Origin of the sequence: Kurthia sp. FSL E2-0154, from assembly GCF_038003625.1 — a bacterium.
Taxonomy (GTDB): Bacteria; Bacillota; Bacilli; order Bacillales_A; family Planococcaceae; genus Kurthia; species Kurthia gibsonii.
This window is the reverse complement of the sequence record NZ_JBBOPO010000001.1, coordinates 1,305,331-1,331,078: the sequence shown is the minus strand read 5'-3', so window position 1 is coordinate 1,331,078 and position 25,748 is coordinate 1,305,331. Positions and strand designations below refer to the sequence as shown.

The 25,748-nt window shown below is 36.0% G+C and carries 29 protein-coding genes and 1 riboswitch; of the genes, 25 read left to right on the top strand and 4 right to left on the bottom strand.

Annotated features, from left to right (window positions below; genetic code table 11):
* Window positions 1-15: 15 nt before the first annotated feature.
* Window positions 16-1,131: a flavodoxin-dependent (E)-4-hydroxy-3-methylbut-2-enyl-diphosphate synthase gene (gene ispG, locus MHB75_RS06545; RefSeq protein ID WP_141273290.1), complete on the bottom strand. Its 1,116-nt coding sequence runs from the start codon at window positions 1,129-1,131 to the stop codon at window positions 16-18.
* Between the two features lie 272 nt (window positions 1,132-1,403).
* On the opposite strand from ispG, the gene MHB75_RS06540 reads away from it, so the two are divergent.
* The 9 genes from MHB75_RS06540 (at window position 1,404) to phoU (ending at window position 11,221) form a co-directional block, all read left to right on the top strand.
* Window positions 1,404-3,029 carry a Na/Pi cotransporter family protein gene (locus tag MHB75_RS06540; protein WP_340996621.1) on the top strand — a complete coding sequence of 542 codons (1,626 nt, stop codon included), beginning with the start codon at window positions 1,404-1,406 and terminating at the stop codon, window positions 3,027-3,029.
* Window positions 3,030-3,041: 12 nt separating this feature from the next.
* On the top strand, window positions 3,042-3,521 hold the full coding sequence (locus MHB75_RS06535) for a DUF456 domain-containing protein (RefSeq protein ID WP_068452705.1): 480 nt from the start codon (window positions 3,042-3,044) through the stop codon (window positions 3,519-3,521).
* 119 nt (window positions 3,522-3,640) lie between these two features.
* Window positions 3,641-4,249, top strand: coding sequence for a superoxide dismutase (locus MHB75_RS06530; protein ID WP_141273294.1), 609 nt, complete (start codon window positions 3,641-3,643; stop codon window positions 4,247-4,249).
* Between the two features lie 303 nt (window positions 4,250-4,552).
* Entirely contained in the window at window positions 4,553-6,622 is a 2,070-nt protein-coding gene (locus MHB75_RS06525) for a peptidoglycan D,D-transpeptidase FtsI family protein (RefSeq protein ID WP_340996619.1), read from the top strand.
* Window positions 6,623-6,813: 191 nt separating this feature from the next.
* Complete coding sequence (locus MHB75_RS06520; protein WP_340996618.1) at window positions 6,814-7,788, top strand: PstS family phosphate ABC transporter substrate-binding protein; 975 nt, start codon at window positions 6,814-6,816, stop codon at window positions 7,786-7,788.
* A gap of 129 nt (window positions 7,789-7,917) precedes the next feature.
* Entirely contained in the window at window positions 7,918-8,823 is a 906-nt protein-coding gene (gene pstC / locus MHB75_RS06515; RefSeq protein WP_068457305.1) for a phosphate ABC transporter permease subunit PstC, read from the top strand.
* Window positions 8,823-9,701 (top strand): phosphate ABC transporter permease PstA, encoded by an 879-nt coding sequence (gene pstA, locus MHB75_RS06510; RefSeq protein ID WP_141273298.1) that lies wholly within the window; start codon window positions 8,823-8,825, stop codon window positions 9,699-9,701. The genes pstC and pstA overlap by 1 nt, the downstream gene beginning before the upstream one ends.
* 46 nt (window positions 9,702-9,747) lie before the next feature.
* On the top strand, window positions 9,748-10,548 hold the full coding sequence (gene pstB / locus MHB75_RS06505; protein WP_141273430.1) for a phosphate ABC transporter ATP-binding protein PstB: 801 nt from the start codon (window positions 9,748-9,750) through the stop codon (window positions 10,546-10,548).
* Window positions 10,549-10,561: 13 nt separating this feature from the next.
* Window positions 10,562-11,221: a phosphate signaling complex protein PhoU gene (gene phoU / locus MHB75_RS06500; protein ID WP_068452719.1), complete on the top strand. Its 660-nt coding sequence runs from the start codon at window positions 10,562-10,564 to the stop codon at window positions 11,219-11,221.
* A gap of 72 nt (window positions 11,222-11,293) precedes the next feature.
* Here the strand turns inward: phoU and MHB75_RS06495 are convergent, their stop codons facing one another.
* Together MHB75_RS06495 and MHB75_RS06490 are read right to left on the bottom strand one after the other, a co-directional pair.
* A complete protein-coding gene (locus MHB75_RS06495) occupies window positions 11,294-11,743 on the bottom strand; it encodes a hypothetical protein (protein WP_087680261.1) in 450 nt (149 codons plus the stop codon).
* Window positions 11,740-12,105 (bottom strand): hypothetical protein, encoded by a 366-nt coding sequence (locus tag MHB75_RS06490; protein ID WP_141273302.1) that lies wholly within the window; start codon window positions 12,103-12,105, stop codon window positions 11,740-11,742. The genes MHB75_RS06495 and MHB75_RS06490 overlap by 4 nt, the downstream gene beginning before the upstream one ends.
* 165 nt (window positions 12,106-12,270) lie before the next feature.
* Between MHB75_RS06490 and rpmG the strand changes: the two genes are divergently transcribed.
* From rpmG to MHB75_RS06465, 5 genes are all read left to right on the top strand, one after another.
* On the top strand, window positions 12,271-12,420 hold the full coding sequence (gene rpmG / locus MHB75_RS06485; protein ID WP_068452731.1) for a 50S ribosomal protein L33: 150 nt from the start codon (window positions 12,271-12,273) through the stop codon (window positions 12,418-12,420).
* 55 nt (window positions 12,421-12,475) lie between these two features.
* Window positions 12,476-13,069: a 5-formyltetrahydrofolate cyclo-ligase gene (locus tag MHB75_RS06480; RefSeq protein WP_445666998.1), complete on the top strand. Its 594-nt coding sequence runs from the start codon at window positions 12,476-12,478 to the stop codon at window positions 13,067-13,069.
* A gap of 6 nt (window positions 13,070-13,075) precedes the next feature.
* The gene (locus MHB75_RS06475) at window positions 13,076-13,285 is read left to right on the top strand and encodes a YqgQ family protein (protein WP_340996610.1); all 210 of its coding nucleotides are present in this window, start codon (window positions 13,076-13,078) and stop codon (window positions 13,283-13,285) included.
* A gap of 97 nt (window positions 13,286-13,382) precedes the next feature.
* Window positions 13,383-15,266, top strand: coding sequence for an LTA synthase family protein (locus MHB75_RS06470; protein WP_340996608.1), 1,884 nt, complete (start codon window positions 13,383-13,385; stop codon window positions 15,264-15,266).
* Window positions 15,267-15,337: 71 nt separating this feature from the next.
* Window positions 15,338-15,976 (top strand): MBL fold metallo-hydrolase, encoded by a 639-nt coding sequence (locus MHB75_RS06465; RefSeq protein WP_340996607.1) that lies wholly within the window; start codon window positions 15,338-15,340, stop codon window positions 15,974-15,976.
* Between the two features lie 67 nt (window positions 15,977-16,043).
* Here the strand turns inward: MHB75_RS06465 and MHB75_RS06460 are convergent, their stop codons facing one another.
* Entirely contained in the window at window positions 16,044-16,751 is a 708-nt protein-coding gene (locus MHB75_RS06460) for a helix-turn-helix transcriptional regulator (protein WP_141273310.1), read from the bottom strand.
* A 269-nt stretch (window positions 16,752-17,020) separates the two neighbouring features.
* Here MHB75_RS06460 and comGA point away from each other — a divergent pair, with 269 nt between their 5' ends.
* From comGA to gcvPB, 11 genes are all read left to right on the top strand, one after another.
* A complete protein-coding gene (gene comGA, locus MHB75_RS06455) occupies window positions 17,021-18,043 on the top strand; it encodes a competence type IV pilus ATPase ComGA (protein ID WP_340996604.1) in 1,023 nt (340 codons plus the stop codon).
* Window positions 18,027-19,067 (top strand): competence type IV pilus assembly protein ComGB, encoded by a 1,041-nt coding sequence (comGB, locus tag MHB75_RS06450; RefSeq protein ID WP_340996602.1) that lies wholly within the window; start codon window positions 18,027-18,029, stop codon window positions 19,065-19,067. Before comGA ends, comGB begins: the two co-directional genes overlap by 17 nt.
* Before the next feature lie 17 nt (window positions 19,068-19,084).
* Window positions 19,085-19,405, top strand: coding sequence for a competence type IV pilus major pilin ComGC (gene comGC, locus MHB75_RS06445; protein WP_087680460.1), 321 nt, complete (start codon window positions 19,085-19,087; stop codon window positions 19,403-19,405).
* Entirely contained in the window at window positions 19,377-19,826 is a 450-nt protein-coding gene (comGD, locus tag MHB75_RS06440; protein ID WP_340996600.1) for a competence type IV pilus minor pilin ComGD, read from the top strand. The genes comGC and comGD overlap by 29 nt, the downstream gene beginning before the upstream one ends.
* A 76-nt stretch (window positions 19,827-19,902) precedes the next feature.
* Window positions 19,903-20,127, top strand: a complete 225-nt coding sequence (locus MHB75_RS06435; protein WP_340996598.1) for a hypothetical protein — start codon at window positions 19,903-19,905, stop codon at window positions 20,125-20,127.
* Complete coding sequence (locus tag MHB75_RS06430; RefSeq protein WP_340996596.1) at window positions 20,109-20,567, top strand: competence type IV pilus minor pilin ComGF; 459 nt, start codon at window positions 20,109-20,111, stop codon at window positions 20,565-20,567. The genes MHB75_RS06435 and MHB75_RS06430 overlap by 19 nt, the downstream gene beginning before the upstream one ends.
* Window positions 20,548-20,733 (top strand): hypothetical protein, encoded by a 186-nt coding sequence (locus MHB75_RS06425; RefSeq protein ID WP_340996594.1) that lies wholly within the window; start codon window positions 20,548-20,550, stop codon window positions 20,731-20,733. The genes MHB75_RS06430 and MHB75_RS06425 overlap by 20 nt, the downstream gene beginning before the upstream one ends.
* A gap of 130 nt (window positions 20,734-20,863) precedes the next feature.
* Window positions 20,864-21,376, top strand: coding sequence for a shikimate kinase (locus tag MHB75_RS06420; RefSeq protein WP_068452920.1), 513 nt, complete (start codon window positions 20,864-20,866; stop codon window positions 21,374-21,376).
* A 156-nt stretch (window positions 21,377-21,532) separates the two neighbouring features.
* A riboswitch (glycine riboswitch) is annotated at window positions 21,533-21,630 on the top strand.
* A 138-nt stretch (window positions 21,631-21,768) separates the two neighbouring features.
* A complete protein-coding gene (gcvT, locus tag MHB75_RS06415; RefSeq protein WP_068452923.1) occupies window positions 21,769-22,872 on the top strand; it encodes a glycine cleavage system aminomethyltransferase GcvT in 1,104 nt (367 codons plus the stop codon).
* Window positions 22,873-22,896: 24 nt separating this feature from the next.
* Window positions 22,897-24,264, top strand: a complete 1,368-nt coding sequence (gcvPA, locus tag MHB75_RS06410; RefSeq protein ID WP_340996589.1) for an aminomethyl-transferring glycine dehydrogenase subunit GcvPA — start codon at window positions 22,897-22,899, stop codon at window positions 24,262-24,264.
* The gene (gcvPB, locus tag MHB75_RS06405; protein ID WP_141273328.1) at window positions 24,257-25,717 is read left to right on the top strand and encodes an aminomethyl-transferring glycine dehydrogenase subunit GcvPB; all 1,461 of its coding nucleotides are present in this window, start codon (window positions 24,257-24,259) and stop codon (window positions 25,715-25,717) included. The genes gcvPA and gcvPB overlap by 8 nt, the downstream gene beginning before the upstream one ends.
* Window positions 25,718-25,748 lie beyond the last annotated feature (31 nt).

Here is a 25,748-nt window from a genome sequence, read left to right as displayed (position 1 = left end):
TGCCTCCATTGTAATTTATGATTTTTTAAGACCTTCTTTTTCAGCCTCTTGTTTTGCATAATATTCTTCAGCAAGAATATTAATCTCTTTTTTCAATTCTTCTACCATTGTTTCCTCTGGTACTTTACGAACTGTTTTCCCGTGGCGGAATAATAAACCTTCCCCGCGCGCACCGGCAATACCGATATCAGCTTCACGTGCTTCACCAGGACCATTTACCGCACAACCAAGCACAGATACTTTAATTGGCGCTTTAATTGTTTGTAAATATTCTTCTACCTCATTTGCAATTGAAATTAAGTCAATTTCAATACGTCCGCAAGTAGGGCAAGAAATTAATGTTGGGATATTTGAAGCAAGACCGAATGATTTCAATAATTCGCGCGCTACTTTAATTTCTTCTACTGGATCTGCTGAAAGTGAAATACGAAGTGTATTACCAATCCCTTTTGAAAGGATTGCACCAAGGCCAGCAGATGATTTAATCGTACCTGAGAATAAAGTACCTGACTCTGTAATACCTAAGTGAAGTGGATAATCAAAAGCTTTTGCTGCTTTTTCATATGCTTCAATCGCTAAGTTTACATCAGAAGCTTTCATTGACACGATAATATCATGGAAATCTAAGTCTTCTAAAATTTTAATATGGTGTAATGCAGACTCAACCATACCATCTGCAGTTGGGTAGCCATATTTTTCAAGGATTTTACGTTCTAATGAACCAGCATTTACACCAATTCGAATTGGAACACCTTTTGCTTTAGCTGCATTAACAACAGCTTCTACTTTTTCTTTACGTCCAATATTACCAGGGTTAATACGAATTTTATCAACGCCTGCTTCAATTGCTTTTAAAGCTAATTTATAGTCGAAGTGAATATCTGCTACTAACGGAATATGAATTTGCTTTTTAATATCCGCTAATGCATCAGCTGCACGTTCATCTGGACATGCAACACGCACAATTTGACAACCTGCTTCTTCTAAACGATGGATTTCAGCAACTGTTGCTTCTACATCATGTGTCTTAGTTGTTGTCATACTTTGAATAATTACTTCATTACTGCCACCAATTGTTAAGTCTCCAACACGTACTTTACGTGTTTTGGAGCGGTGTGTTATTTCGCTCATCAAACTCTCTCCTTCATTGGCTGATCTAGTAGCCTCACTATCCCTATTCTATCAGTCTTTGAAACTAATTTACAAGGGAGAAACATTGTATAAGATAGGTTCTACCTATTTTCGTGTTGAAAAATACGTAAAAAGGAACGAAATAAGAAAAAACAAGTTGCACAGATAAGGAGGAGATATCAAAAATACCATTTTTAGCCAATGTAGGGTGTTTACAATTCTCTTTTTTCATGTTCATAATAGAGATATTAACTCAAGAAGGGTATGTTAATGTGAACATAAATTGGCAAGAGATGATGGTACAATTTGTAGGCGGCTTAGGTCTGTTTTTATTTTCAATTAAATATATGGGAGACGGTTTACAAAAGTGGGCGGGAGATCGTTTGCGGGACGTCTTAGATCGCTATACGACCAATCCACTTTCAGGTGTACTTGTAGGAATTATTGTAACCATTCTACTTCATTCAAGCGCCGCAACCGCAATTATTACAGTTGGTTTAGTTTCAGCAGGTTTTCTTACTTTAAGACAATCAATTGGTGTCATTATGGGCGCAAATGTAGGAACGACATTAACTGCATTTTTAATTGGCTTTAATTTAGGGAATTATGCATACATATTAGTAGCAATTGGTGCATTATCTATTTATTTTGTAAGAACACCTCTATTTCAAAATATAGGACAATTATTATTTGGTTTAGGTGGCATGTTTATCGGGCTGGATCTCATGTCAAATGGTATGGCGCCACTTGCCAACTTGAATTCTTTCGTTGAGTGGTCGATGAAAATTAGCGAGTTCCCTCTATTTGGTGTACTAATTGGTATTATGTCGACATTCATTGTTCAAAGCTCGAGTGTGACAGTCGGTATTTTACAAGGAATGTTCGATGAAGGAATGCTACCAATTCATACAGCTCTACCTATTTTATTTGGTGAAAATATCGGGACGACTCTAACCGTTATTTTAGCATCCATTGGTACAACGGTTATGGCAAGAAGAACAGCAGTCACGCACCTACTTTTCAATTTAATTGGGACAGTCGTATTTTTAACATTCGTTAATTTTTTTACGCTCTATTTGGAATGGTTGATGAATATCTTTAATTTACAGCCACGTATGGTGATTGCATTTGCACATGGTTCATTTAATATCGGAAATGTCATGTTACAATTACCATTTATCGGTGTAATGGTCTGGCTTGTAACGAAAATCGTACCTGGAGAAGATAGCACTGTACAAATTAGTGCGAGTCAACTAGACGAACAATTCATTAGTGCATCACCTTCGATTGCGATTGGACAGGCAAAAGAAGAAGTAATTCGTATGGGTGATTATAGTATAGAAGGCTTAAAGAAAACGTGGAATTATTTTGAAACGTTTGACCGACAAATAGGGAATGAAGCTTTAAAGATAGAAGAAGTCATCAATAGTATGGATCGTAAAATTACAGACTATTTAATTCGTGTATCGAGTCAATCGTTGTCAGATACTGATTCAACACGTCATCACGTCTTACTTGAAAATATACGAGATATTGAACGAATTGGTGACCATTTTGAAAACATTGTTGAATTAATTGATGATATTGTCGCTAATCGTGTACAATTTAGTGCAATCGCAAAACAAGAATTAGCTGAAATGTATGAACTTGTCTTACAAAATGTTGAAGCTGCGCTCTATGTACTGAACACGAATGACTATACACGTATCGAGCAAATTGAAAAGCGAGAAGAACAAATTGACCAATTAGAGCGCGTATTACGCAAAAAGCATATTCATCGTTTGAATAAAGGGTTATGCACAGCTTATTCAGGCATTGTTTTTACAGATATGATGAGTAATTTGGAGCGAATTGGTGATCATGCCGTCAATTTAACAGAGAGTACTTTACAAAAATAAGGAGTGATTTGGATGAGTATACTTGCATGGATTTTAATTATTCTCAGTTTCGTCATCGCGTTTATTGGTTTAGTCTATCCGATTATTCCTTCCGTTCTATTTATATTTTTAGGCTTCATATTCTATGGAATTTTTTATGAATTTGGAGACCTCGCTTGGTGGTTCTGGGTTATTGAAATACTTTTAACCGTTTTATTATTTAGTGCAGATACGCTATCGAATATTGTCGGTGTGAAAAAATTTGGTGGCTCCAAAGCAGGCATGTGGGGGAGTACAATCGGTTTATTGATTGGACCGTTCGTTATACCTTTTGCTGGAATCATTTTAGGACCATTTTTAGGTGCCGTCATTGCAGAGTTAATTGTGACACGTAGTTCGATTAAGAATGCTGTACTATCGGGAGTTGGTTCATTAGTAGGCTTCTTAACGTCCATTGTGACAAAGGGAATTATTCAAGTTATTATGATTCTCCTGTTTATTTTTGCAATATAAAAATTCCGTCTAAAGACTGAAAAACATATGGAATAGGCATTTTCATTTGAATAACGAATCATTTTTTGTTAATCTAAACGTGTAGTAAATAATAGTTATTCCAAGGAGGAATTTGAATTATGGCTTTTGAATTACCAAAATTACCTTATGCTAACGACGCACTAGAACCACATATCGATGCAAGAACAATGGAAATCCACCATGATCGTCATCACCAAACATATGTAACAGGTTTAAACGCTGCTTTAGAAGGCAAAGAAGAATTTGCAGGTAAAACTGTAGAAGAAATCATCGCAAATTTAGATGCTGTTCCTGCTGATGTACGTACAGCTGTACGCAACAATGGTGGAGGCCACGCAAACCACTCTTTATTCTGGCTTTTATTAACTCCAAACGGTAAAGGCGCTCCAGAAGGCGAATTAGCGGCTGCAATCGATGCAAAATTCGGTTCATTCGACGCGTTCAAAGAAGAGTTCGCCAACGCTGCAAAAACTCGTTTCGGTTCAGGCTGGGCTTGGTTATCAGTAGTAAACGGTGAGTTAGAAATTTCTTCTACACCAAACCAAGATTCACCAATCATGGAAGGTAAAACACCAATCCTTGGACTAGATGTTTGGGAGCACGCTTACTACCTAAAATATCAAAACGTACGTCCTGACTACATTGCAGCATTCTGGAACGTAGTAAACTGGGACAAAGTTGCAGAATTATACGCAGCAGCAAAATAATTTTGTAATTTCGGAACAAAACACGCCAACTTCACGTCATGAAGTTGACGTGTTTTTTCTATGTAAAAAAAGAAGGATGGGTTCTCTAGAAAACAGGACTTTTTATGTAAGATATTGGATACATGAAAGAGAGGAAACGAACCTATAAAGAGTAGCGTGAGACTGTTTTTTACATAAAAAAATGATATACTACTATTTATGAAAAGGATAGAGGGAGGCCCACTGATGAAGCGAAAGAATAAAGGTAAAACTAAGCGCTCCTCCAACGGCAATGCAAAACAGAGAGCCAATCTTTCCCTACGAATGAATATTTTGTTTTTTACAATTTTTATCTTATTTACAGTGTTAGTTATGCGGTTAGGATATGTTCAAATTGTAAAGGGAGAAGAATATGCTCAGCAACTTCAAAAAACAGAAGAAGCAACAGTGAATACAAGTGTGCCACGTGGGCGCATTTTTGACCGTAATGGGAAGGTTTTAGTAGATAATAAGCCGAAAAATGCTATTACGTACACAAAGTATTCAACGACTACTTCAGAAGAAATGTTAAAGATGGCGAAAAAGCTATCAAAACTGATTACGATGGAAACAGATCGTATTGCAGAGCGTGATAAATTGGATTATTGGATGATTAAGCATCCGAAAGAAGCGAAAGCAAAAATCACGAAAGAAGAAGAGAAAAAAATCTTAGAGAATGGTAAAAAAGCAGGCGACCAACAAAATGAGATTGATCAAATCATTCGTGAACGTATTACAAAAGAAGAATTAAATTCTTTAACAAAAAAAGATTTACAAATTGTAGCGATTTACTCGAAAATGGTTGCAGGGTATAATTTATCGCCTCAAATTATTAAGAGTGATAATGTATCGGATGAAGAGTTTGCGGTTGTATCTGAACATCTAAGTGAACTACCGGGTGTGAATACAACAACGGATTGGCAACGTGAAAAGAAATCGGATTTAAGTATTCTTGGTGCCACAACAACGCCAAAAGAAGGGATTCCGAAAGATAAATTAAGTTACTTCTTAGCGCGTGACTATTCACGAAATGATCGTGTCGGTAAGTCGTATTTAGAACAAGAATACGAACCCATCTTGCAAGGTGAAAAGTCCGTTGTTAAATCAGATACGGATAGTAGTGGTAAAGTAGTTGATACGAAAGTTGTAAAAGAAGGGAAAGCAGGTAAAGATCTTGTTTTAACAATTGATAGTAAGCTACAAAAAGAAACAGATAAGATTGTAACCGAACAATTAATGATGGCGAAGCGTACAGGAGCTTCGAGTTTATTAGATCGCGCTTTCCTTGTAATGATGGATCCAAATACAGGTGAAATTCTATCAATGGTAGGTAAGAAGATTGAAACAGATGATAAAGGAAAACAACAAATTACGGACTACTCAATTGGTAACTTTACAAGTTCATATGAAGTAGGTTCAGTTATTAAACCAGCTACATTATTAACAGGTTATCATTATAATGCGATTAATATAGGAGAATACATTGTTGATTCACCTGTTAAATTAGTCGGTACAAGACCGAAATCTTCTATCTTTAACCGTGGTGGTTCAATTTCTCTAAACGATACAACTGCAATTGAACGTTCATCGAACGTTTATATGTTTAAAACCGCGATGAAAATTGCTAAATTACCCTATATTTATAACGGGCCACTTCCAACAACAATTGAAGATTTTAATCGTATACGTCGTTACTATGCACAGTTCGGTTTAGGGGTAGAAACAGGCATTGACTTACCTGGAGAATTCACAGGTGTAAAAGGTCCAGAAACAATCGGTGGTAAATATCTCGATTTAGTAATCGGACAGTACGATACATTTACACCGTTACAATTAGCACAGTATGTCTCAACAATTGCGAATGGTGGTAAGCGTATTGCACCTCGTCTTTTAAAAGAAATTCATGAACCGTCACAAGATGGTGAGAAAATTGGTGCTTTAGAGCAAGAAATTCAACCAAAAGTATTGAACACAATTGATAACTCTGAGCAAGAGATTAATCATGTGAAAGATGCAATGAGTAAAGTGTACTATGGTTCACAAGGTTCAGGTGCAAGTCAATTTAAAGATTCGAAATTTAATGGTGCTGGTAAAACAGGTACTGCACAGGTAGTATACTTTGGACCGCAAAAAAGTCGATATGGTACAGAAACATTAACGGTTACACACGTTGGTTTTGCACCGAAAGACAATCCTCAAATAGCGTATGCGGTTGTTGTACCTTGGATTACAACATCAGAACAATATACGCCAATCAATAATATTATCGCGCGTAAGTCAGTTGATAAGTATTTTGAGCTGAAAAAGAAAGAAACGAAAAAAGATAAACAAACAATTGGTACAAAAATTCAATAGTTCTTATAAGCTGTATCTCTTTATAACAAGAGGTACAGTTTTTTTGTTCTCACATACAGTCTTTACATACGTTTACAAATCATTAACAAAATGAACATACCTTCTTACAATTCGTTTATATGTCCTCAATAATCATTCTTTATAGTAAGTGTTGTAAGAAATAATAAACAGAACGCTTAGGGGGAAAAACAATGAAAAACTGGAAGTACTTTATGATGACATCAATCGTAGGCTCGGCATTAATCTTAGGAGCGTGCGGCAACAGCAATAGCGAATCATCAAAAGGATCTTCAACAACTTCTCAAACAGATGCACAAGCAGGTGAGAATGAGAAGCTAGAAGGTAAAATTTCAGGAGATGGGTCTTCAACTGTTGCACCAATCATGGAAGCAATCGTAGAAGAATATTCAGCAGTACAACCGAAAGTGCAAGTATCAGTTGGTGTGTCAGGTACTGGTGGTGGATTTGAAAAATTCATTAATGGTGAAACAGACTTCTCAGATGCTTCTCGTCCAATCAAAGAAGAAGAAGCAGCGAAGTTAAAAGAGAAGAACATCGACTACACAGAATTAAAAATCGCATTTGACGGCTTATCAATCGTTGTAAACAAAGAAAACACATGGTTGAAAGATGCGACTGTTGACGAAATCAAAAAGATCTGGCTAGAAGATGGTAAAGAGAAAAAATGGTCAGATATCAACCCAAAATGGCCAAACGAGAAAATTGTTTATTATTCACCAGGAACGGAATCAGGCACATATGACTACTTTGTAAATGATATTTTAGAAGGGAAAGACATCGTAAAATCAGCTACTTTATCAGAAGATGATAATGTTCTTGTAAAAGGTGTTGAATCAGATAAAAATGCAATTGGTTACTTCGGATTTGCTTACTATGTAGCGAATAAAGATAAATTACAAGTTGTAAAAGTTGACGGTGTAGAGCCAACGCATGACACAATTGAATCAGGCGAATACACACCGCTTTCACGTCCACTATTTGTTTACGTGAAAAATGAAGCAGTGAAAAATAATTCTGTAATGTACAACTTTACAGAATACATGGTGAAGAATGCAGGACCGATGGCTGAAGCAGTTGGTTATGTAAAAGCACCAGAAGATGTTTATAAAGAAGATTTAGCAAAAGTAGAAAAACTAAAAAAATAAAGTGTCACAATTGAAGGACTGACCTACCAGTCACCTGCTATTAGCAGTTGCATAGGCAGTCCTCTTTTCTTAAAGGAGTGAAAGACGTTGTCTACAAACAAGGCAGGAGACAAATTGAATGTTCAAAGCATGATTGAACAACATAAAAATAAAGGTATGAAAAAGTTCGTTGAAAAATTAATGCCTAAATTATTGTTTATTACAGCGCTTGTATCTGTATTAGCAACGATTGGTATTGTTTTTACGCTCATTTTTGAGACATTTGAATTCTTTAGAAGAGTCCCATTCTTCGATTACATACTCGGAACAGAGTGGCTTCCGTTCTCAGGTACATCTCCGAGTTATGGTGTATTGCCACTTATTATTGGTACATTAAAAGTAACAGGCATCGCAATTGTTGTAGCAGTACCACTTGGTTTAGCGGCTGCCATTTATTTAAGTGAATATGCATCGGATAATGTACGTCGTGTTGTCAAACCGATTTTAGAAGTTTTAGCAGGCGTTCCAACAATTGTTTACGGCTTCTTCGCATTAACATTTGTAACACCTCTTTTACAAGAAGTGATTCCAGGTTTAAAAATCTTCAATGCGATTAGCCCAGGGATTGTTGTCGGGATCATGATTCTTCCAACCATTGCTTCTTTATCAGAAGATGCGATGTCAAGTGTGCCAAGATCGATGCGTGAAGGTGCATTAGCACTTGGTTCGACGAAATTAGAAGTAGCTTTAAAAGTTGTTTTACCAGCAGCACTATCAGGAATTTTAGCATCTGTTGTTCTTGGTATCTCTCGTGCGATTGGTGAGACGATGATTGTATCTCTTGCAGGTGGTTCAACACCAAAGTTTGACGGGGAAATTACCGACTCCATTCAGACAATGACAGCATATATCGTACAAGTATCAACAGGTGATGCAGGTTACGGTACAACGATTTACTACTCAATTTATGCAGTTGGTTTTACATTATTTATCTTTACATTACTCATGAATCTTCTAGCTGGCTATATCTCTAAAAAGTTTAGGGAGGAATATTAATGAATTACATCCATCACGATACGGTAGTCAAACGTATGTCAAAACGTCTACTTAAAAATAAAATTTATAAAATGTTGTTTTTAAGTGCGACATTACTAGCCTTGCTCGTTCTAGCTGTTCTTGGCTACCGCATGATTATCCAAGGTACAGGTTATCTAAATTGGGATTTTTTCAATAACTTCTCATCTCGCTTCCCACAAAATGCAGGGATTAAAGCAGCTCTTGTCGGTTCAATTTGGTTACTAGCTATCGTTGCACCTGTTTCACTCATTTTAGGTGTTGGTGCAGCAGTTTATTTAGAAGAATATGCAAAAAAGAATCGTATTACAACATTCATTCAAATGAACATTTCAAACTTAGCAGGTGTTCCATCAATCGTATTTGGTTTACTTGGATTAACCATTTTCGTTCGTATGCTTGGCATGGGTAAAAGTGTACTTGCTGCTGGATTAACGATGAGTCTTCTGATCTTACCCGTTATTATCGTTGCAGCACAGGAAGCCATTCGAGCTGTTCCAAATGAATTGCGAGAAGCTTCTTATGGAATTGGTGCAACAAAATGGCAAACGATTTTAAAAGTAGTTTTACCATCAGCCATTCCAGGAATCTTAACAGGTGGGATATTAGCACTTTCTCGTGCAATCGGTGAAACAGCACCACTTGTTGTCATCGGTATTCCAGTAATCATTCACTTTTTACCTGAAAGTATCTTTAGTGAATTCACAGCACTTCCAATGCAAATCTTTGACTGGGCAAAACGTCCACAAGAGGAGTTCCAGTATGTTGCAGCGGCAGGGATTCTCGTATTGATGGCAGTTCTCGTATTTATGAACTCAATCGCAGTAATTATTCGAAATAAATTCTCAAAACGCTACTAAAATGGAGGCAATGAACATGGTCAAAAAACCAATCGTTGAACAAGCAATGCAAGAAAAGAAAAAAGATTTAAAAGTGATTACACCGTCTGAGAAGGCGAGTATTTACAAGACGGAAAATTTAAACCTTTGGTATGGCGATAAACATGCATTGAAAGACATTCAATTAGACATTAAACAAAATGAAGTAACGGCAATCATTGGTCCTTCTGGTTGTGGGAAGTCAACGTATTTGAAAACATTAAATCGTATGGTTGAGTTAGTACCTTCTGTTCGTACAACAGGAGAAATTCATTATCGCGATCGTAATATCTTAGATAAATCGTATCAAGTGGAAGAACTACGTACAAAAGTGGGCATGGTATTCCAAAAGCCAAATCCATTCCCAAAATCAATCTACGATAATATTGCGTATGGTCCGCGTATTCATGGGATTAAAAATCGTAAAATCTTAGATGAAATTGTTGAGAGAAGTTTACGTGGTGCAGCGATTTGGGATGAGGTAAAAGACAGACTACATGAAAATGCGTATGGTCTATCAGGTGGTCAACAACAACGTATTTGTATCGCACGCTGTTTAGCGATTGAACCAGACGTTATTTTAATGGATGAACCAACATCTGCACTCGATCCAATTTCTACTTTGAAAGTAGAAGAATTAGTACAGGAATTGAAAAAAGATTATTCGATTATTATCGTGACACATAACATGCAACAAGCAGCACGTATTTCTGATAAAACTGCATTCTTTTTAAATGGTGAAGTTATTGAGTACGACGAAACAGATAAAATCTTCTCGAATCCAGCAGATCAGCGTACAGAGGATTATGTATCGGGCCGTTTTGGATAAGGAGGAGAAGAAGATGGTAGTACGTGAAAAGTATGAGCAACATCTAGTAGATTTAAATCAACTATTAATTGATTTATGTGAAATGGCGATTCGTGCATTTGATAAATCAGTCGATACTTTTTTAGAAAAAGACATTAATCAAGCAATGATGATTTTAGAACAAGATCAATTTATGAATCGTCTAGAGCAACATATCCAAGATGAAGCGATTCTCTTAATTACAAAGCAACAACCTGTAGCAACTGATTTACGCCGTATTATGATGATTGTTAGCGCAGCTTCTGATATGGAACGAATAGGTGATCATGCGGTGAATATTGCAAAAGAAACCATTCGTTTAGGAGATGCGAATCTGCATTATTCAGTAGAGAAAGTGGAGAAGTTACGTTTATTAACAAAAACGATGTTGGAAGATATGTTAGCGGCTCTTGCAACAGAAGATTTACCACTAGCGAAAGCTATCTCTAAAAGAGATGACGAAATCGATCAACTCTACGGTGAAGCGATTGTAGAACTAGTGGAATCAGCGAAAGAAAGTGGTGCAAAACTAGAACAAATCATTCAGCTGAGCTTTATTTGTAAGTCGATTGAACGAATTGGTGACTACACAACGAATCTAGCTGAAGGACTTTTCTTCTTATTAAAAGGGACACATCGCGAACTGAATAGCTAAGAAAGTAAGAGCATGAAAATATACGACAAAAAAACGGAGACAAAAGTATTTCGATACATTTGTCTCCGTTTTTTATTTTGGTGTTGTAATTGCAGTTAAAATCTCCTTTTGTGACATCTCTGAATTTAGTTTGTTCTTTCCCAGTTGAATAGAAGAAGCTTTACCTTCATTAATGATATAGCTTTCGAAGTCACTTGCGCTCTTAATCATACCTGCTTTTTCAAGTGCCTCACTTACTTCAGAAGTACCCATGCCTGAACGAACATCTAGCGTATAGGTTTTTACTTCTTTTTTTGTTTTAGAAGGAGTAGCATCTTTCTTTTTAGCCAGTACAGCATTTTCTTCTTGGAGTTTCGTAATTTGTTGTTGATACTGTTTAATATCACTTTTTTTAACGACGACTTCATCTTTAGCGGGTGTTGTTTTTCCGTCTGCTTCTTGCTTCATTTGTGTTAAACTCATCGTTGCGCCTGCTACAAAAATACTAATTCCAATTGTACGAATAACAGACTTTACACTCATCGCTTCGTCACCTCGTTTTGTAAGATGGTAGCGATTTGATCATAATCAAGCGAAGAGCGTTTTGCAATTTCTTGAAGATTAAAGCCTTGGTTATGTAATGCAAGAACTTGGCTCACTAAAATTTGATTCACATGAGAAGCAGAAGGAGCCATTTTTTTAGGTATTGGCGACATATTTTTTTGAGATAACATTAATTCTTCTTCAATTATTTTTAAACGACGTTTTAATTGATTGTTTTCTTGATAAAAAGACATCGATAATTCTTCTAATTCTTTTTCAGTTCGTTTTTTTGAATTACCTGTAAAAAATGAAATGATGACAATGAGAATACCTACTCCCATTAAAATAACGGATAAATCCATCAATCTTCCTCCATAAAATGTAGTTATTTTTAACTTATTGTAACATATGCATTTCTATATAGAAATGATAGTAGATTTTTTAGACATTTGTGTTATAATGGTTTAGTCGTATAAATCATGCTCACTAAGACATTTTATTCTGTATATAGAGTGGGAGGGGTAACCATGCGCGTTAATATTACATTAGCTTGCACTGAATGTGGCGATCGTAACTACATTTCAAAGAAAAACAAACGTAACAATCCAGAACGTCTTGAATTGAACAAATATTGCTCTCGTGAACAAAAGATGACACTTCATCGCGAAACGAAGTAATGCTCATTGCCAAAACCTATTGTAGGTTTTGGCTTTTCCATTTTAATAAGGCAGGGTGATTTCATTGGATAAAAAGAAGTTTAGAACTGATGTCAGAACAAAGCTTGTAGCACTATCTCAAGAGGAACATAAAAAAAAATCGTGGATGATACATAATAAAGTGATTAATTTAGACGAAATAAAAAATGCACAAACCATTGCCGTCACGATTTCAAACTTTCCAGAAGTGGATACCATGCATTTAATTGAAGCTTTATGGAAGATGAATAAAAAGGTTGCAGTACCTCGCTGCGACCCGAAAACACGCACCATGACATTTTACATCTTTGACAATGAAGAACAGCTAGAAACCGTTTATATGGATTTAAAAGAACCGATTCCTTCTAAGACAAAACAAGTACATGCCGAGGAAATTGATGTCATTATCGCCCCAGGTATTGTATTTGATCGAAGTGGATATCGCATTGGTTATGGTGGGGGTTACTATGATCGCTACTTAGCACAATATAATCGCATTGTTATTGCGATGGCATTTGACATGCAGATAGTTGAAAAAGTACCGACAGATGCGTATGATTTACCTGTAGGGAAAATAATTACGGAAGAACACATCATCTCCTGTAAAGAGGCTCGAAGGGAAGAACAATAGAACACTATGGAAAACGTATATGATATTCGACAATATTTAAAAAAATTTGGTACCATTATTTATACAAAAGATCCAATTGGTGATTTGCACTTAATGGCAGAGGACTTACAAGAATTATATAAGGCGGGTATTCTACCGATTCGAGATTACCAAGTAGCACGTCATATACTCCGAATGGAAGAAACACGTATTAAACAACAGCGCGGTGATTTTTAAGTCATGTATGCAGTCCTACAAATCAATCGTGCATTTGTAGGGTTGTTTTATTTTTTTTAAAAAAGGTAAAGAATATAAAATGAAAGAAGGTGGGAACATGATTCAGAAAAGTGGAAAATATACAGCGTTACTTGTTGTAGTGTGCACTATGTGGATTCAAACATATCTTACATATAAAACGAGTTTTGATTTAAAAGTCGAAAATCTACTTCAAGAAATTATTTTATTCATTAATCCATTACCGTTTTTATTATTAATTTTTGGCGTGGCATTATTTTTTAAAACGGCTAAAAAGCGAAATCGCTATTACCTTATTGGAAGTGGAATTTTAACATTTGTTCTCTATGGAAATGTTGTATTTTATCGTTTTTATAGCGACTTTATTACATTACCTGTTCTCTTTCAAACGAGTAATTTTGGTGATTTAGGTAATTCAATCACGACATTGATTAGTCTGAAAGATATTTGGTACGCAACTGGTTTTCTCATTATCTATATTACATTGAAAAAAATACAGAGCGCCAAAGAGTTCCAATTGATTAAAAAAGAAGAACGCCGTACGTATTTTATTTTCAGTGTGGCGGTTTTATGTTTCAACTTAGGATTAGCTGAAATTGAACGACCGCAATTATTAACGCGCAGTTTTGATCGCGAAATTCTTGTGAAAAGTATTGGTACATTTGACTATCATTTATATGATGCTTTCGTCCAATCAAAATCACATGCACAACGTGTACTAGCAGATGGTAGTGAGTTAACAGAAGTATCGAACTATGTAAAATCGAATCAAGCAGAACCGAATCCCTCATATTTTGGATTAGCGAAAGATCGAAATGTCATTATTATTTCACTTGAATCCATGCAAAACTTTGTCATTAACAATCAAGTGAAAGGACAAACCATTACACCTTTTTTAAATGAGTTAACCAAAGACCCTGATACATTTTATTTTGATGAGTTTTATCATCAAACTGGTTTAGGTAAAACATCCGATGCAGAATTTATTGTAGAGAATTCAATGTACGGGACCGGGCGAGGTGCAGTGTTCTTTACGAATGCAGGTAATACATTTGGATCAATGGCGAGTCGTTTGAATGACATAGGTTATTATACATCTGTTATGCATGCAAATAATAAAAGCTTTTGGAATCGTGATTTAATGTATGAATCGCTACATATTAAAAAGTTTTTTGATGTAGCATCATATAATGTGACAGAGAAGAACTCAGCAAACTGGGGCTTAAAAGATATTCCCTTTATGGAGCAGTCTGTTAAGTTGATGGAAGATTTACCACAACCATTCTATACAAGAATGTTGACGTTATCGAATCATTTCCCATTCACATCAGATGAGGAAGATCAGTATATTAAACCATATGATTCTGGTGATGAAACGGTAGATCGCTATTTCCAGACAGCACGTTACACAGATGAAGCAGTAAAAGTGTTATTCCAGCGCCTCAAACAGAGTGGCTTATACGATAATTCTATTATTGTGATGTATGGCGATCATTATGGTATTTCAGATAATCATAATAAAGCGATGGCGAAGTATTTAGGTAAAGATGCGATTACACCGTATGATGCAGCAAAATTACAGCGCGTTCCGTTTTTTATCCATATTCCAGGCTCAAATAAAGGGAAAGTAATGCATGAAGTAGCTGGAGAATTAGATATTCGCCCAACGATTCTGCATTTACTTGGATTGAATACCACACAAGATGTACAATTTGGACAAGATTTATTATCGAAAGAACATCAAAACTTTACGGTCTTTCGAGATGGACGTTTTGTGACAGACCACGTTGTCTATGCAGCAGAAACATTTTATGATGCACAGACAGGTAAACCAATTCAAAACACGCAACCATATGAAAAATATATTAAACAAGCAAATCGTAAATTAGAAGTATCCGACCAAGTTATTAATGGAGACTTACTTCGATTTTATGATAAACAGACAGGGCAAATCACAGAGTAGATTTGCTCTGTTTTGCTTTTTTCATGCGAGAACTTCTAAAATTACGTTATAATAACAAAGAGGTGAAGAAGATGTTAAATATTAGAAAATATGCATTAGGACCTGTTCAAACGAACTGTTATATTATTGCGAATGCCGCGCGTGAATGTCTAATTGTCGATCCAGGAGAAGAAGGAGAATTTTTGATTCGTGAAGTTCGTAAGGCGAATTTAAAACCGCAAGCAATCGTATTAACACATGCACACTTTGATCATATCGGTGCAGTAGATGATTTACGTGATGCCTTTCATATTCCAGTTTATATGCATAAAAAAGAAAAAGAGTGGTTAGGTAACCCTGAGTTAAATGGTTCAGGAAAATATCCGCAATTACCAGATTATTCTATTCGTCCAGCAGATGCCTTTTTAGAAGCAGAAAAAGCAACGACAATTGGGAGCTTCCAATTTGACGTGGTACATACGCCAGGACATTCACCAGGTAGTATAAGTTTGATTTTTGAACAAGATGGTTTTGCTGTAGTAGGGGACACACTATTTAAGCGTAGTGTAGGACGCACGGATTTAATTGGTGGCGATTCTAAATTATTATTAAAGAGTATTCATGAGCATCTATTATCATTAGAGGAAGAAACAGTAATTTATCCGGGGCATGATGAGCCAACAACTGTCGGTGAGGAAATTGATCAAAACCCATTTTTAAATGGATTTTAAATAGTAAAAATCATTCAACGTTTTTTATAAAAAGAGGAAGAAGCATTTTAGCTTCTTCCTCTTTTTGTTAACCATTCGTTTGAATACGATATGAACAGTACTTGCAACCATCTATCATATTTTCAAGTTTAACAAATTCATCTACTTCAAATAGATAATCAAATTGTCCCTTTAAGAATGACTCATGCAGCGCACAAACTGTTTCTGAATGTTGATCAATCTCGTTATGGTAAGGGCAATTATAAACAGCAAAACGAATTGAACGTTCTTCTTGACCTTCTTCTTGTTTAACAAGAGGGATATAACCGATTAAAGAAGCTGCTTTTGTGATGCAATCTACTTTTTCATCGAATGTTAAAAGTGATGCCTCTGTTTTTTGTTCTTGAAGCATATGGCGAATCTCAGTTTGTCCTTTTTGATAACAAATACGCGTCCCAACTTCTAAAGCTTCAGGACCTAATTCATCTAGGATTTCAAGTACCCAATCGAGTAATTCTTCATAATTACGTTTTGGGAAAGATAGTGAAATGCCGTTTTCAACTGCGCGGTAAATACGTCCTGGACGACCGCCTTTACCTGTTTTTTCGTATTCAGCAGAAATTACGTTAATTTCACTTAGTTTAGTTAAATGCAGACGAGCTACATTCGGATGAATATTAAATTTGTCAGCAATATTTTGTACAGTGAAGTTTTCTTTCTCTTGTAACATATATTGATAAATTGAAAAACGTGTTTCATCCGCAAGTGTACTCGTGATTTTTAAAGAGTTTTGCATAGTTGTCACGCACCTCCGATACATAGTACTTCCATTATAAAGGAAAAACAGTGAACAATCAGTAAAATAAGCAACCTTTTATATTTATTTGTATAATATCAAGTTTTTTAGAAACACAATCAAGCAAAAAGCTATTTTATTAAAATATTCAAAAAGAACAGTTATTTTGTTAAAACATCATTTTTTCTACCTATGTTTTCAGAAAATCTACTTTTGAAATATGTGAGAACAAAAGAGCATACTAATAAAAAATGAAAGGAGTGGAATGAATGGAACTAGAAAGTTTGATTGAAAAAAAGTGTATGCAATTATTGAATCAAGCACTAGAACTAGAAGCCTCGGATTTACACATGTTACCGACGAGAGAACATTATCAGCTATTTTTCAGAAAATATAACCGTTTGATTGCAGCAGGTGAGATTCCATTAACATTAGGAGAAAAAATGATTTCGCATTTTAAATACCAATCGGTACTAGATATCTCAGAAAAAAGACGCCCGCAAAGTGGATCATTTGAATACATTACAGAACAAAAGCAAATTGCTTGTCGTGTATCAACATTGCCTTCTTCTACGATGAAAGAAAGCATGGTTGTACGATTAATGATTCAAAATGTAGCAAAGCCATTACAAGACATCGTACTGCAAATAGAAGCAGCGAAACATTTAGAACAGATTGTACAAGCGAAACAGGGAATTGTCTTATTTTGTGGTCCAACAGGTTGTGGTAAATCGACAACGATGTATGCACTTTTACAATACTGCTCAAAACAACTTTCGAAGCATGTTATTTCGTTAGAGGATCCAGTAGAGAGTCAACAACAGAATATGTTACAAATTCAAGTAAATGAACGTTCAGGTGTAACGTACTCTGCGGGTTTAAAAGCGATTTTAAGGCATTCTCCTGATGTTATTATGATTGGCGAGATTCGTGATCAAGAAACAGCGAAAATTGCCATTGAAGCGGCTCTTACAGGTCACCTTGTTATCTCTACAATTCATGCGAAAAATAGTTTTGGTTGCTTGCACCGTTTACTCGATTTAGGTATTTCAAAAGATGAATTAGAGCAAACGATTTTATCTATTACGACCCAACAATTAGTTGTGGAAAATACAGAACAGCAACCGCTAAAAGCTTTGTATGAATTTTTAGATGCAACACATTTACAAGACGCGTTTAACGCATTAAAACAACAGCAAAATTATCAATTGCCTCTGCAAGAGACCATTCGATATAAAATGATGCGCGGTATCGAGGATGGGGGAATCCTACCCAATGTTCTTACAACGTAAAAAAGCAATCTTATTACGAAGAGATCAGCCGAAATTTTTAGCTAAATTAAGTACGCTCTTACAAGAAGGTTATTCATTGAATGATTCATTACGTATGTTAATTCCACATCATTTAGCGCATATAAATCAAATTGAAGAACGCATTCATATGAGTTTACTTGAAGGGAAGGGTCTTTGCGATATTTTACGCATGATAGGGATTTCAGAACAATATATTATCTCATTATATGTGGCAGAACAAAGTGGTACGACAGTGAATGCCTTACAAATGATTGCACAAATGATGAATAAAGAAGCAGGGAATAAAGAACAAGTTTTAAAATTAGTATCCTATCCACTATTCTTATTTGTTTTTCTAGTCGTCCTATTCATCTGCTTTCGTACTTTTTTCTTGCCAAATATGGAAGCGATGATGTTACAAAAGCAGCAAACGAATCAAATTCAGTTAACCATCTCTAAAATTCTATTACATTTACCAGATTATTTAATTGGTTTTGTCATTGTCATTGTGATAACAGTTCTTTTGTTTTTACGTTATACCAAGCAAAAGAAAACAGGAGAAAAGTTACTTTTATATTTTAAAATTCCGATTGTGAATCAAGTGTTGCGTTTGCAATTAACAAAGCAGATTGCTTTTGAATTAGGTTCTCTACTAGAGGCTGGTTTTACATTACAAGCTTCTTTACATTTATTAGCCACTCAATCACATCAAAAAATGATTGCATATATTGCACAGGATTTACTAAATGAGATTGCACAGGGGGAATCTTTATCCGTGGCGATCTCATTGAATCCATATGTACATAAAGAGTTTTATGCTTTTGTCGTACATGGAGAACAAGGTGGGAATCTTGGTAAAGAGCTTCAAATATTGAATGAGTTTATGAATGAACGAATGGGTGAGCGAGTAGAACAAGTTTTAAAGTTTATGCAACCCATTCTTTTTGGGATTATCGCTATTTGTATTTTGGGTGCATACATTTCGATTATGCTACCTATGTATAAAATGATTGATTATGTATAGGAGGAACAACAGTGAAAATAGAAGAAAAAGAAAAGAAAAATGGTTTTACTCTGATTGAGATGTTGATTGTACTATTTATCATCACAGTACTCATTTTGATTGCGATCCCTAATATTACGAAACATTTCCAAACTGTCGATGACAAAGGGTGCAATGCTTACGTGAAGATGGTTCAAGGGCAAGTAGAAGCATATAAAATTGATAAAGGCATATATCCAACAACGATTGAAGTGCTTGAAGCAGAACATTATTTAAAGGAAGGGTCAAAAGAAAAAAGCTGTAAGGCATATGAAGTGACGATTGAACAAGGTGAAGTTAAGTCGAATGCACCGCAGTGAGCAAGGTTTTACATTTGTTGAGATGTTGCTCGTTCTTATGATGACCGGAATTGTAGCTAGCATTGCGCTTATTTATGGTACGAAAGGCATTCAAGAAAAAGAAACACGCTTTTTCTTTGAGCAACTTGTCAGTGACGCAGTTTACATTCAGCAATATGCTAAAAATCATCATGTGAAAATGGATTTAATTTTTGATGAAAGGACGCATTTATATTCAGCTAAAAAAAGAGAGACCAATAAAAAGATTTTTGTTCGAACGATGCCAAGTAGTATGAAAATAAAGAGAGGGTCGACACTCTATAAAATCGGCTTTAACGAAAATGGCAATGCATCGTATGTGGGTAGGATTACTTTTCTATATTTTGGAGGCGAACAAGATGTCTATGTTTATCTGGGATCGGGTCGTATCACGGTCAAATAATCAAAATGGATTTTCCATGATGGAAGTGATGCTAGCGTTATTCTTTTTTAGTTGTATTTTTTTAACGCTCATTCCAATGACAAATGATTTATATGATCAAATGCAAAAGCGGCGAATGAGTTTACATGCTATGCATGTAAACTATGAAGCAACAAAAATATATTTGAAAAACCCTCATCAAGTACAGGGAGAAATACAAGTAGACCGTAGTTTTTATCAATGGACAATTGCTGCGCAACAAGTATGTACAACCTACTTATACAAAGAGGAGCGAAAATCTTCATGTGTAAAGTACAAGTAGATCAATCTGGCTACACACTGTTAGAAGCACTACTACAACTACTGTGCCTCTGTATGGTCGCAGCAACCATACCACTCATCATTCCATGGTATGAGAAGACTAAAGAATTTATGATTGGAACAAATACAGCAGAGTTTGAAGTATTTATGAGTGAGTTTAGAGCGGATTTACAAAAATCCGAAGCGATTTATGTAGTGAATGACGAAGAAATTCAATTAGAACAAGCAAATGAAACGAATCCAGAGAAAAAGTATTTATCCACATATCGTTTTTCTAAAAATCGTATTATCAAAACATATGGATTAGGAGACGGAACAGATATTAAATTAGTCGCTGTTACAAAAGTTCATTTTTCTTTAGAAAAAGAGCTTTTCACAATTCAATGTAAAATGGGAAACGACGCGATAAGGAGGAGAACTTTTGTTGTATCGCTTAAATAATGAGCAAGGCTTTATGTTACCTATACTCTTTATTTTACTTTTATTTATTTCGAGTTATGTATTAACGTTATTTCAATCATATGAGACGAATATGCTTTTGTATGAAGAGTTAGAGCAGCAAACCATCAGTGAAATTCAACAAATATACACAAAAAAGCAAGATTAGCTTATTTTTCTATAAAAATCTAAGCGGATTAGTCGACAGTTATTGGAATCACGCCACGTTCATGCTACTATATAAAAAATGAGTTAACGGTTAAAAGGTTGTGTGAGTCGTAACTGGAGAAGGTGAAAAGATGCGAAAGATTTACTTAGTGGGTTATATGGGTAGCGGTAAAAGCGCAATCGGTCGTCGCCTAAGCTTTTATTTAAAATTACCTTACTATGATATGGACCACGAAATTGTTCGACGAGAGAAGATGACGATTCCAGAAATTTTCGAAACACATGGTGAAGATTATTTTCGACAAATCGAAACCGATTTCTTACGTACATTTCGCGATGAATATTGTATTATTTCAACAGGTGGCGGTGTAGCGGTTAATCCAGAAAATCGTAAAATTATGCGTGAAACAGGACTCGTCCTATTTTTAGATGCTACATTTCCGGATATTTGGAAACGAATACATCGTGACAAAAATCGCCCTATTGTACAGCGCTCGACAAAAGAAGAATTAGAGCAGTTATACCATGAAAGAAGAAAAGCATATAAGCAAGCAGCTCACATTACAATCAAAACAGAAAACAGAACACTGAGACAGATTGTGGAGTACGCGGGATTTCAAGTGAATCGTTTAAAAGGCGAATGATTTGATGTTTATCGTAAAATAATATTCGTTTTTTAAAGTTTCCCAATAAAAATATTGCGGAGTATGAGGTTTTAATGTTAGGATATATGCAAGAAAGCCTGTTATAATACATTGACAATACTTACAAACGAATCGATCGAGATAAAACTCGCGCGGGTGAATGTACGGGGAGAGAACGTAAAGTTACGTCGCCGAAGGAGCAAGTAGTGAGAAATCACTATGAATCTCTCAGGCAAAAAGACTCGTACAGGACGCAACTCTGGAGAGCGCTGCTTCGTGCAGCCACCAAAGGGGAAAGCCATTATTGGTCAAACTTTCAGGTGCAAGGACAGAGAAATCCTAAATAAACAGGATTTCTCTGTCTTTTTTTATGAAATAAAGGGGGTTACACAATGGCAAACGCATTAAAAAGAACACCATTATTTGATACATATACTCAATATGGTGGCAAAACAATTGATTTCGGTGGATGGGATCTACCGGTACAATTTTCATCAATTAAAGAAGAACACGAAGCTGTAAGAACAAAAGCGGGCCTTTTCGATGTATCACACATGGGTGAGATTTTCGTAAAAGGTTCAGAAAGTTTAGCTTATTTACAACAACTTGTAACAAATGATGTATCGAAGCTAAAAGTAAACCAAACACAATACACAACAATGTGCTATGAAAACGGTGGTGTTGTGGATGATTTACTAATCTATCGTTTGGATGAAGAAGAATACCTATTAGTTGTCAATGCCGCAAATATTGAAAAAGACTTCGCATGGATGTTAGAACATAAAATCGATGGTGTGGAAATTACAAACGCTTCAGATGATTTTGCATTAATCGCTCTGCAAGGGCCACTTGCAGAAGAAGTACTTCAAACATTAACAACAGCTGATTTAAGTGCAATTAAGCCTTTCCATTTACAATCAGATGTAGAAGTAGCAGGACATAAGTCAATTATCTCAAGAACAGGTTATACAGGTGAAGATGGTTTTGAAATCTACGCTTCAAATGATGCCGTTGTAGAACAATGGAATGCCATTTTAGAAGCTGGAAAAGACAAAGGTGTCATCCCATGTGGTCTAGGTAGTCGTGATACATTACGTTTCGAGGCTTGTCTACCACTTTATGGTCAAGAATTATCTGATTCAATTTCACCGCTTGAAGCAGGAATTAACTTCGTTGTGAAATTAAACAAAGAAGAAGATTTTGTTGGGAAAGCAGCATTAGCAGCGCAAAAAGAGCAAGGCGTATCACGTAAAAGTGTTGGGATTGAAATGATTGATAAAGGGATTCCCCGCCATGGGTACAAAGTATTCGCAGGTGATCAAGAAATCGGTGAGGTAACAACTGGTACACAATTACCAATGACAAAACGTAATGTTGGTTTAGCTTTAATTGACGCAAAATTTGCTGAATTAGGGACAGAACTAGAAATTGAAGTGCGTAATCGTCGTAGTAAAGTATCTGTTGTCGCAACACCATTCTATAAGCGTTCAAAATAAAACAATAAAGAGAGGTTTTTACCTATGAAGCATCGTTATTTACCAATGACGGAACAAGATCAAAAAGAAATGTTAGACGTTATTGGCGTTTCATCTGTAGCTGAATTATTTGCCGATATTCCGGAAAAAGTTCGTTTTAAAGGTGAGTATAATATTAAACCAGCTAAATCTGAAACAGCTTTATTAAAAGAATTATCAGCGTTAGCAAAGAAAAATGCGAGCCATGACGAATATACGTCATTCTTAGGTGCAGGTGTTTATGACCACTACAAACCAGTTATTGTGGACCATGTAATTTCACGTTCAGAATTCTATACAGCTTATACACCTTACCAACCAGAAATTTCACAAGGTGAATTACAAGCTATTTTTGAATTCCAAACAATGATTGCTGAATTAACAGGTATGGATTTAGCAAACTCGTCAATGTATGACGGCGGAACAGCATTAGCAGAAGCTGGTATGTTAGCTGCTGCACATACACGCCGTAAAAAAATCTTAGTTTCTGATACAGTAAACCCAATTTCAAAAGACGTTGTTACAACATATGCATACGGTCAATCGATTGAGGTAGTAACTGTTCCTGCTAAAGATGGTGTAACAGATATGGAAGCTCTTGAATCATTAATCGATGATCAAACAGCTGCTGTATTAGTTCAATATCCAAACTTCTATGGTCAAGTAGAAGATTTAGGTAAAGTATCAGAACTAATTCATGCAGTAAAAGGTTTATCAGTTGTATCATCTAACCCATTATCACTTGCAATCCTAACACCTCCAGGTAAATTAGGTGCAGATATTACAGTTGGTGATGCACAGCCATTCGGTATTTCTGAAGCGTTTGGTGGCCCACACTGTGGTTTCTTCGCAACAACAACAAAGTTAATGCGTAAAGTACCAGGTCGTTTAGTAGGGGAAACAGTTGATTTAGAAGGTCGTCGTGGTTATGTATTAACATTACAAGCACGTGAGCAGCACATTCGTCGTGAAAAAGCGACTTCAAATATTTGTTCGAACCAAGCCTTAAATGCATTAGCTGCTTCTGTAGCGATGACAGCGCTTGGCAAAAAAGGTATGCAAGAAATGGCGAAACAAAATATTTTGAAAACACACTATGCAAAAGATGCGTTTGAAAAAGCAGGCTTCGATGTAACGTTTAAAGGTGCTCATTTCAACGAAATCGTTGTAAATACAAAAGTAGATGTAACAGAATTAAATAAAGCATTATTTGAAAAACACATCATCGGTGGTTTTGATTTGAAACGCGTAAATGAAAATTTAGCAAATCATTCATTAATTTGTGTAACAGAACAACGCTCAAAAGAAGAAATCGACGAATTAGTCGCTGAAACGAGCGCAGTTGTTGCAGAAATGGAGGCTCAACATGCATAAGGATAATCAACCATTAGTATTCGAACTTTCAAAAGAAGGTCGTACAGGATATAGCTTAACAGAACTAGATGTACCAGAAGTAGATTTATCAGAGATCCTTCCTTCTTCATTAATTCGTGAAGAAGCAGCTGAATTACCAGAGCTATCAGAATTAGATATTATGCGTCACTATACAGCATTATCAAATCGTAACCATGGTGTAGACTCAGGATTCTATCCACTTGGTTCTTGTACGATGAAGTACAATCCGAAAATTAATGAAGCTGTTGCGCGTTTCTCAGGATTTGCAAACATCCATCCATTACAAGATGAGTCAACTGTTCAAGGTGCAATGGAGTTAATGTATGATTTACAAGAACATCTTGTAGAGATTACAGGTATGGATGAAGTAACGCTTCAACCAGCAGCTGGAGCACATGGTGAGTGGACAGCATTAATGATGATTCGTGCATTCCACGAAGCAAATGGTGATGTACAACGTACAAAAGTACTTGTTCCAGACTCAGCGCATGGTACAAACCCAGCTTCTGCTGCAGTTGCGGGTTTTGATACAGTTACAGTCAAAACAGCTGAAAATGGTCTTGTCGATTTAGAAGATTTAAAAACAAAAGTGGGCGACGATACAGCAGCACTTATGTTAACAAATCCTAACACACTTGGTCTATTTGAAGAAGATATCCTTGAAATTGCAGATATCATTCACTCAGTAGGTGGTAAAGTTTACTATGATGGTGCTAACTTAAATGCTGTAATGTCTAAAGCGCGTCCGGGAGATATGGGCTTTGACTGTGTACACCTAAACTTACACAAAACATTCACTGGTCCACATGGTGGCGGTGGTCCTGGTTCAGGTCCTGTAGGCGTAAAAGCAGACTTAATTCCATTCTTACCAACCCCTGTATTAGTTAAAACAGACGAAGGATTTGCGTTTGACTACAATCGTCCACAAACAATTGGTCGCGTAAAACCTTACTATGGTAACTTCGGTATTAATGTACGAGCTTACACTTACATTCGTACAATGGGCCCAGACGGCTTAAAAGCTGTAACTGAACAAGCAGTTGTAAATGCGAACTATATGATGCGTCGCTTAGAGCCATACTTTGAACTTCCATATAAACAACACTGTAAACATGAGTTTGTATTAAGTGCGAGTCGTCAAAAGAAACTAGGTGTACGTACACTTGATATCGCAAAACGTCTATTAGACTTTGGCTACCACCCACCAACAACTTACTTCCCATTAAATGTGGAAGAAGCATTGATGATTGAGCCAACTGAAACAGAATCAAAAGAAACATTAGATGAATTCTGTGATGCAATGATTCAAATTGCAAAAGAAACAGAAGAAAATCCGGAAATCGTACAGGAAGCACCACATACAACGGTCATTAACCGTCTAGATGAAACACGTGCTGCACGTAACCCTGTATTACGCTATCAAAAAGCATAAGTACAAAGAAGCTAGGGAGATATCCTTAGCT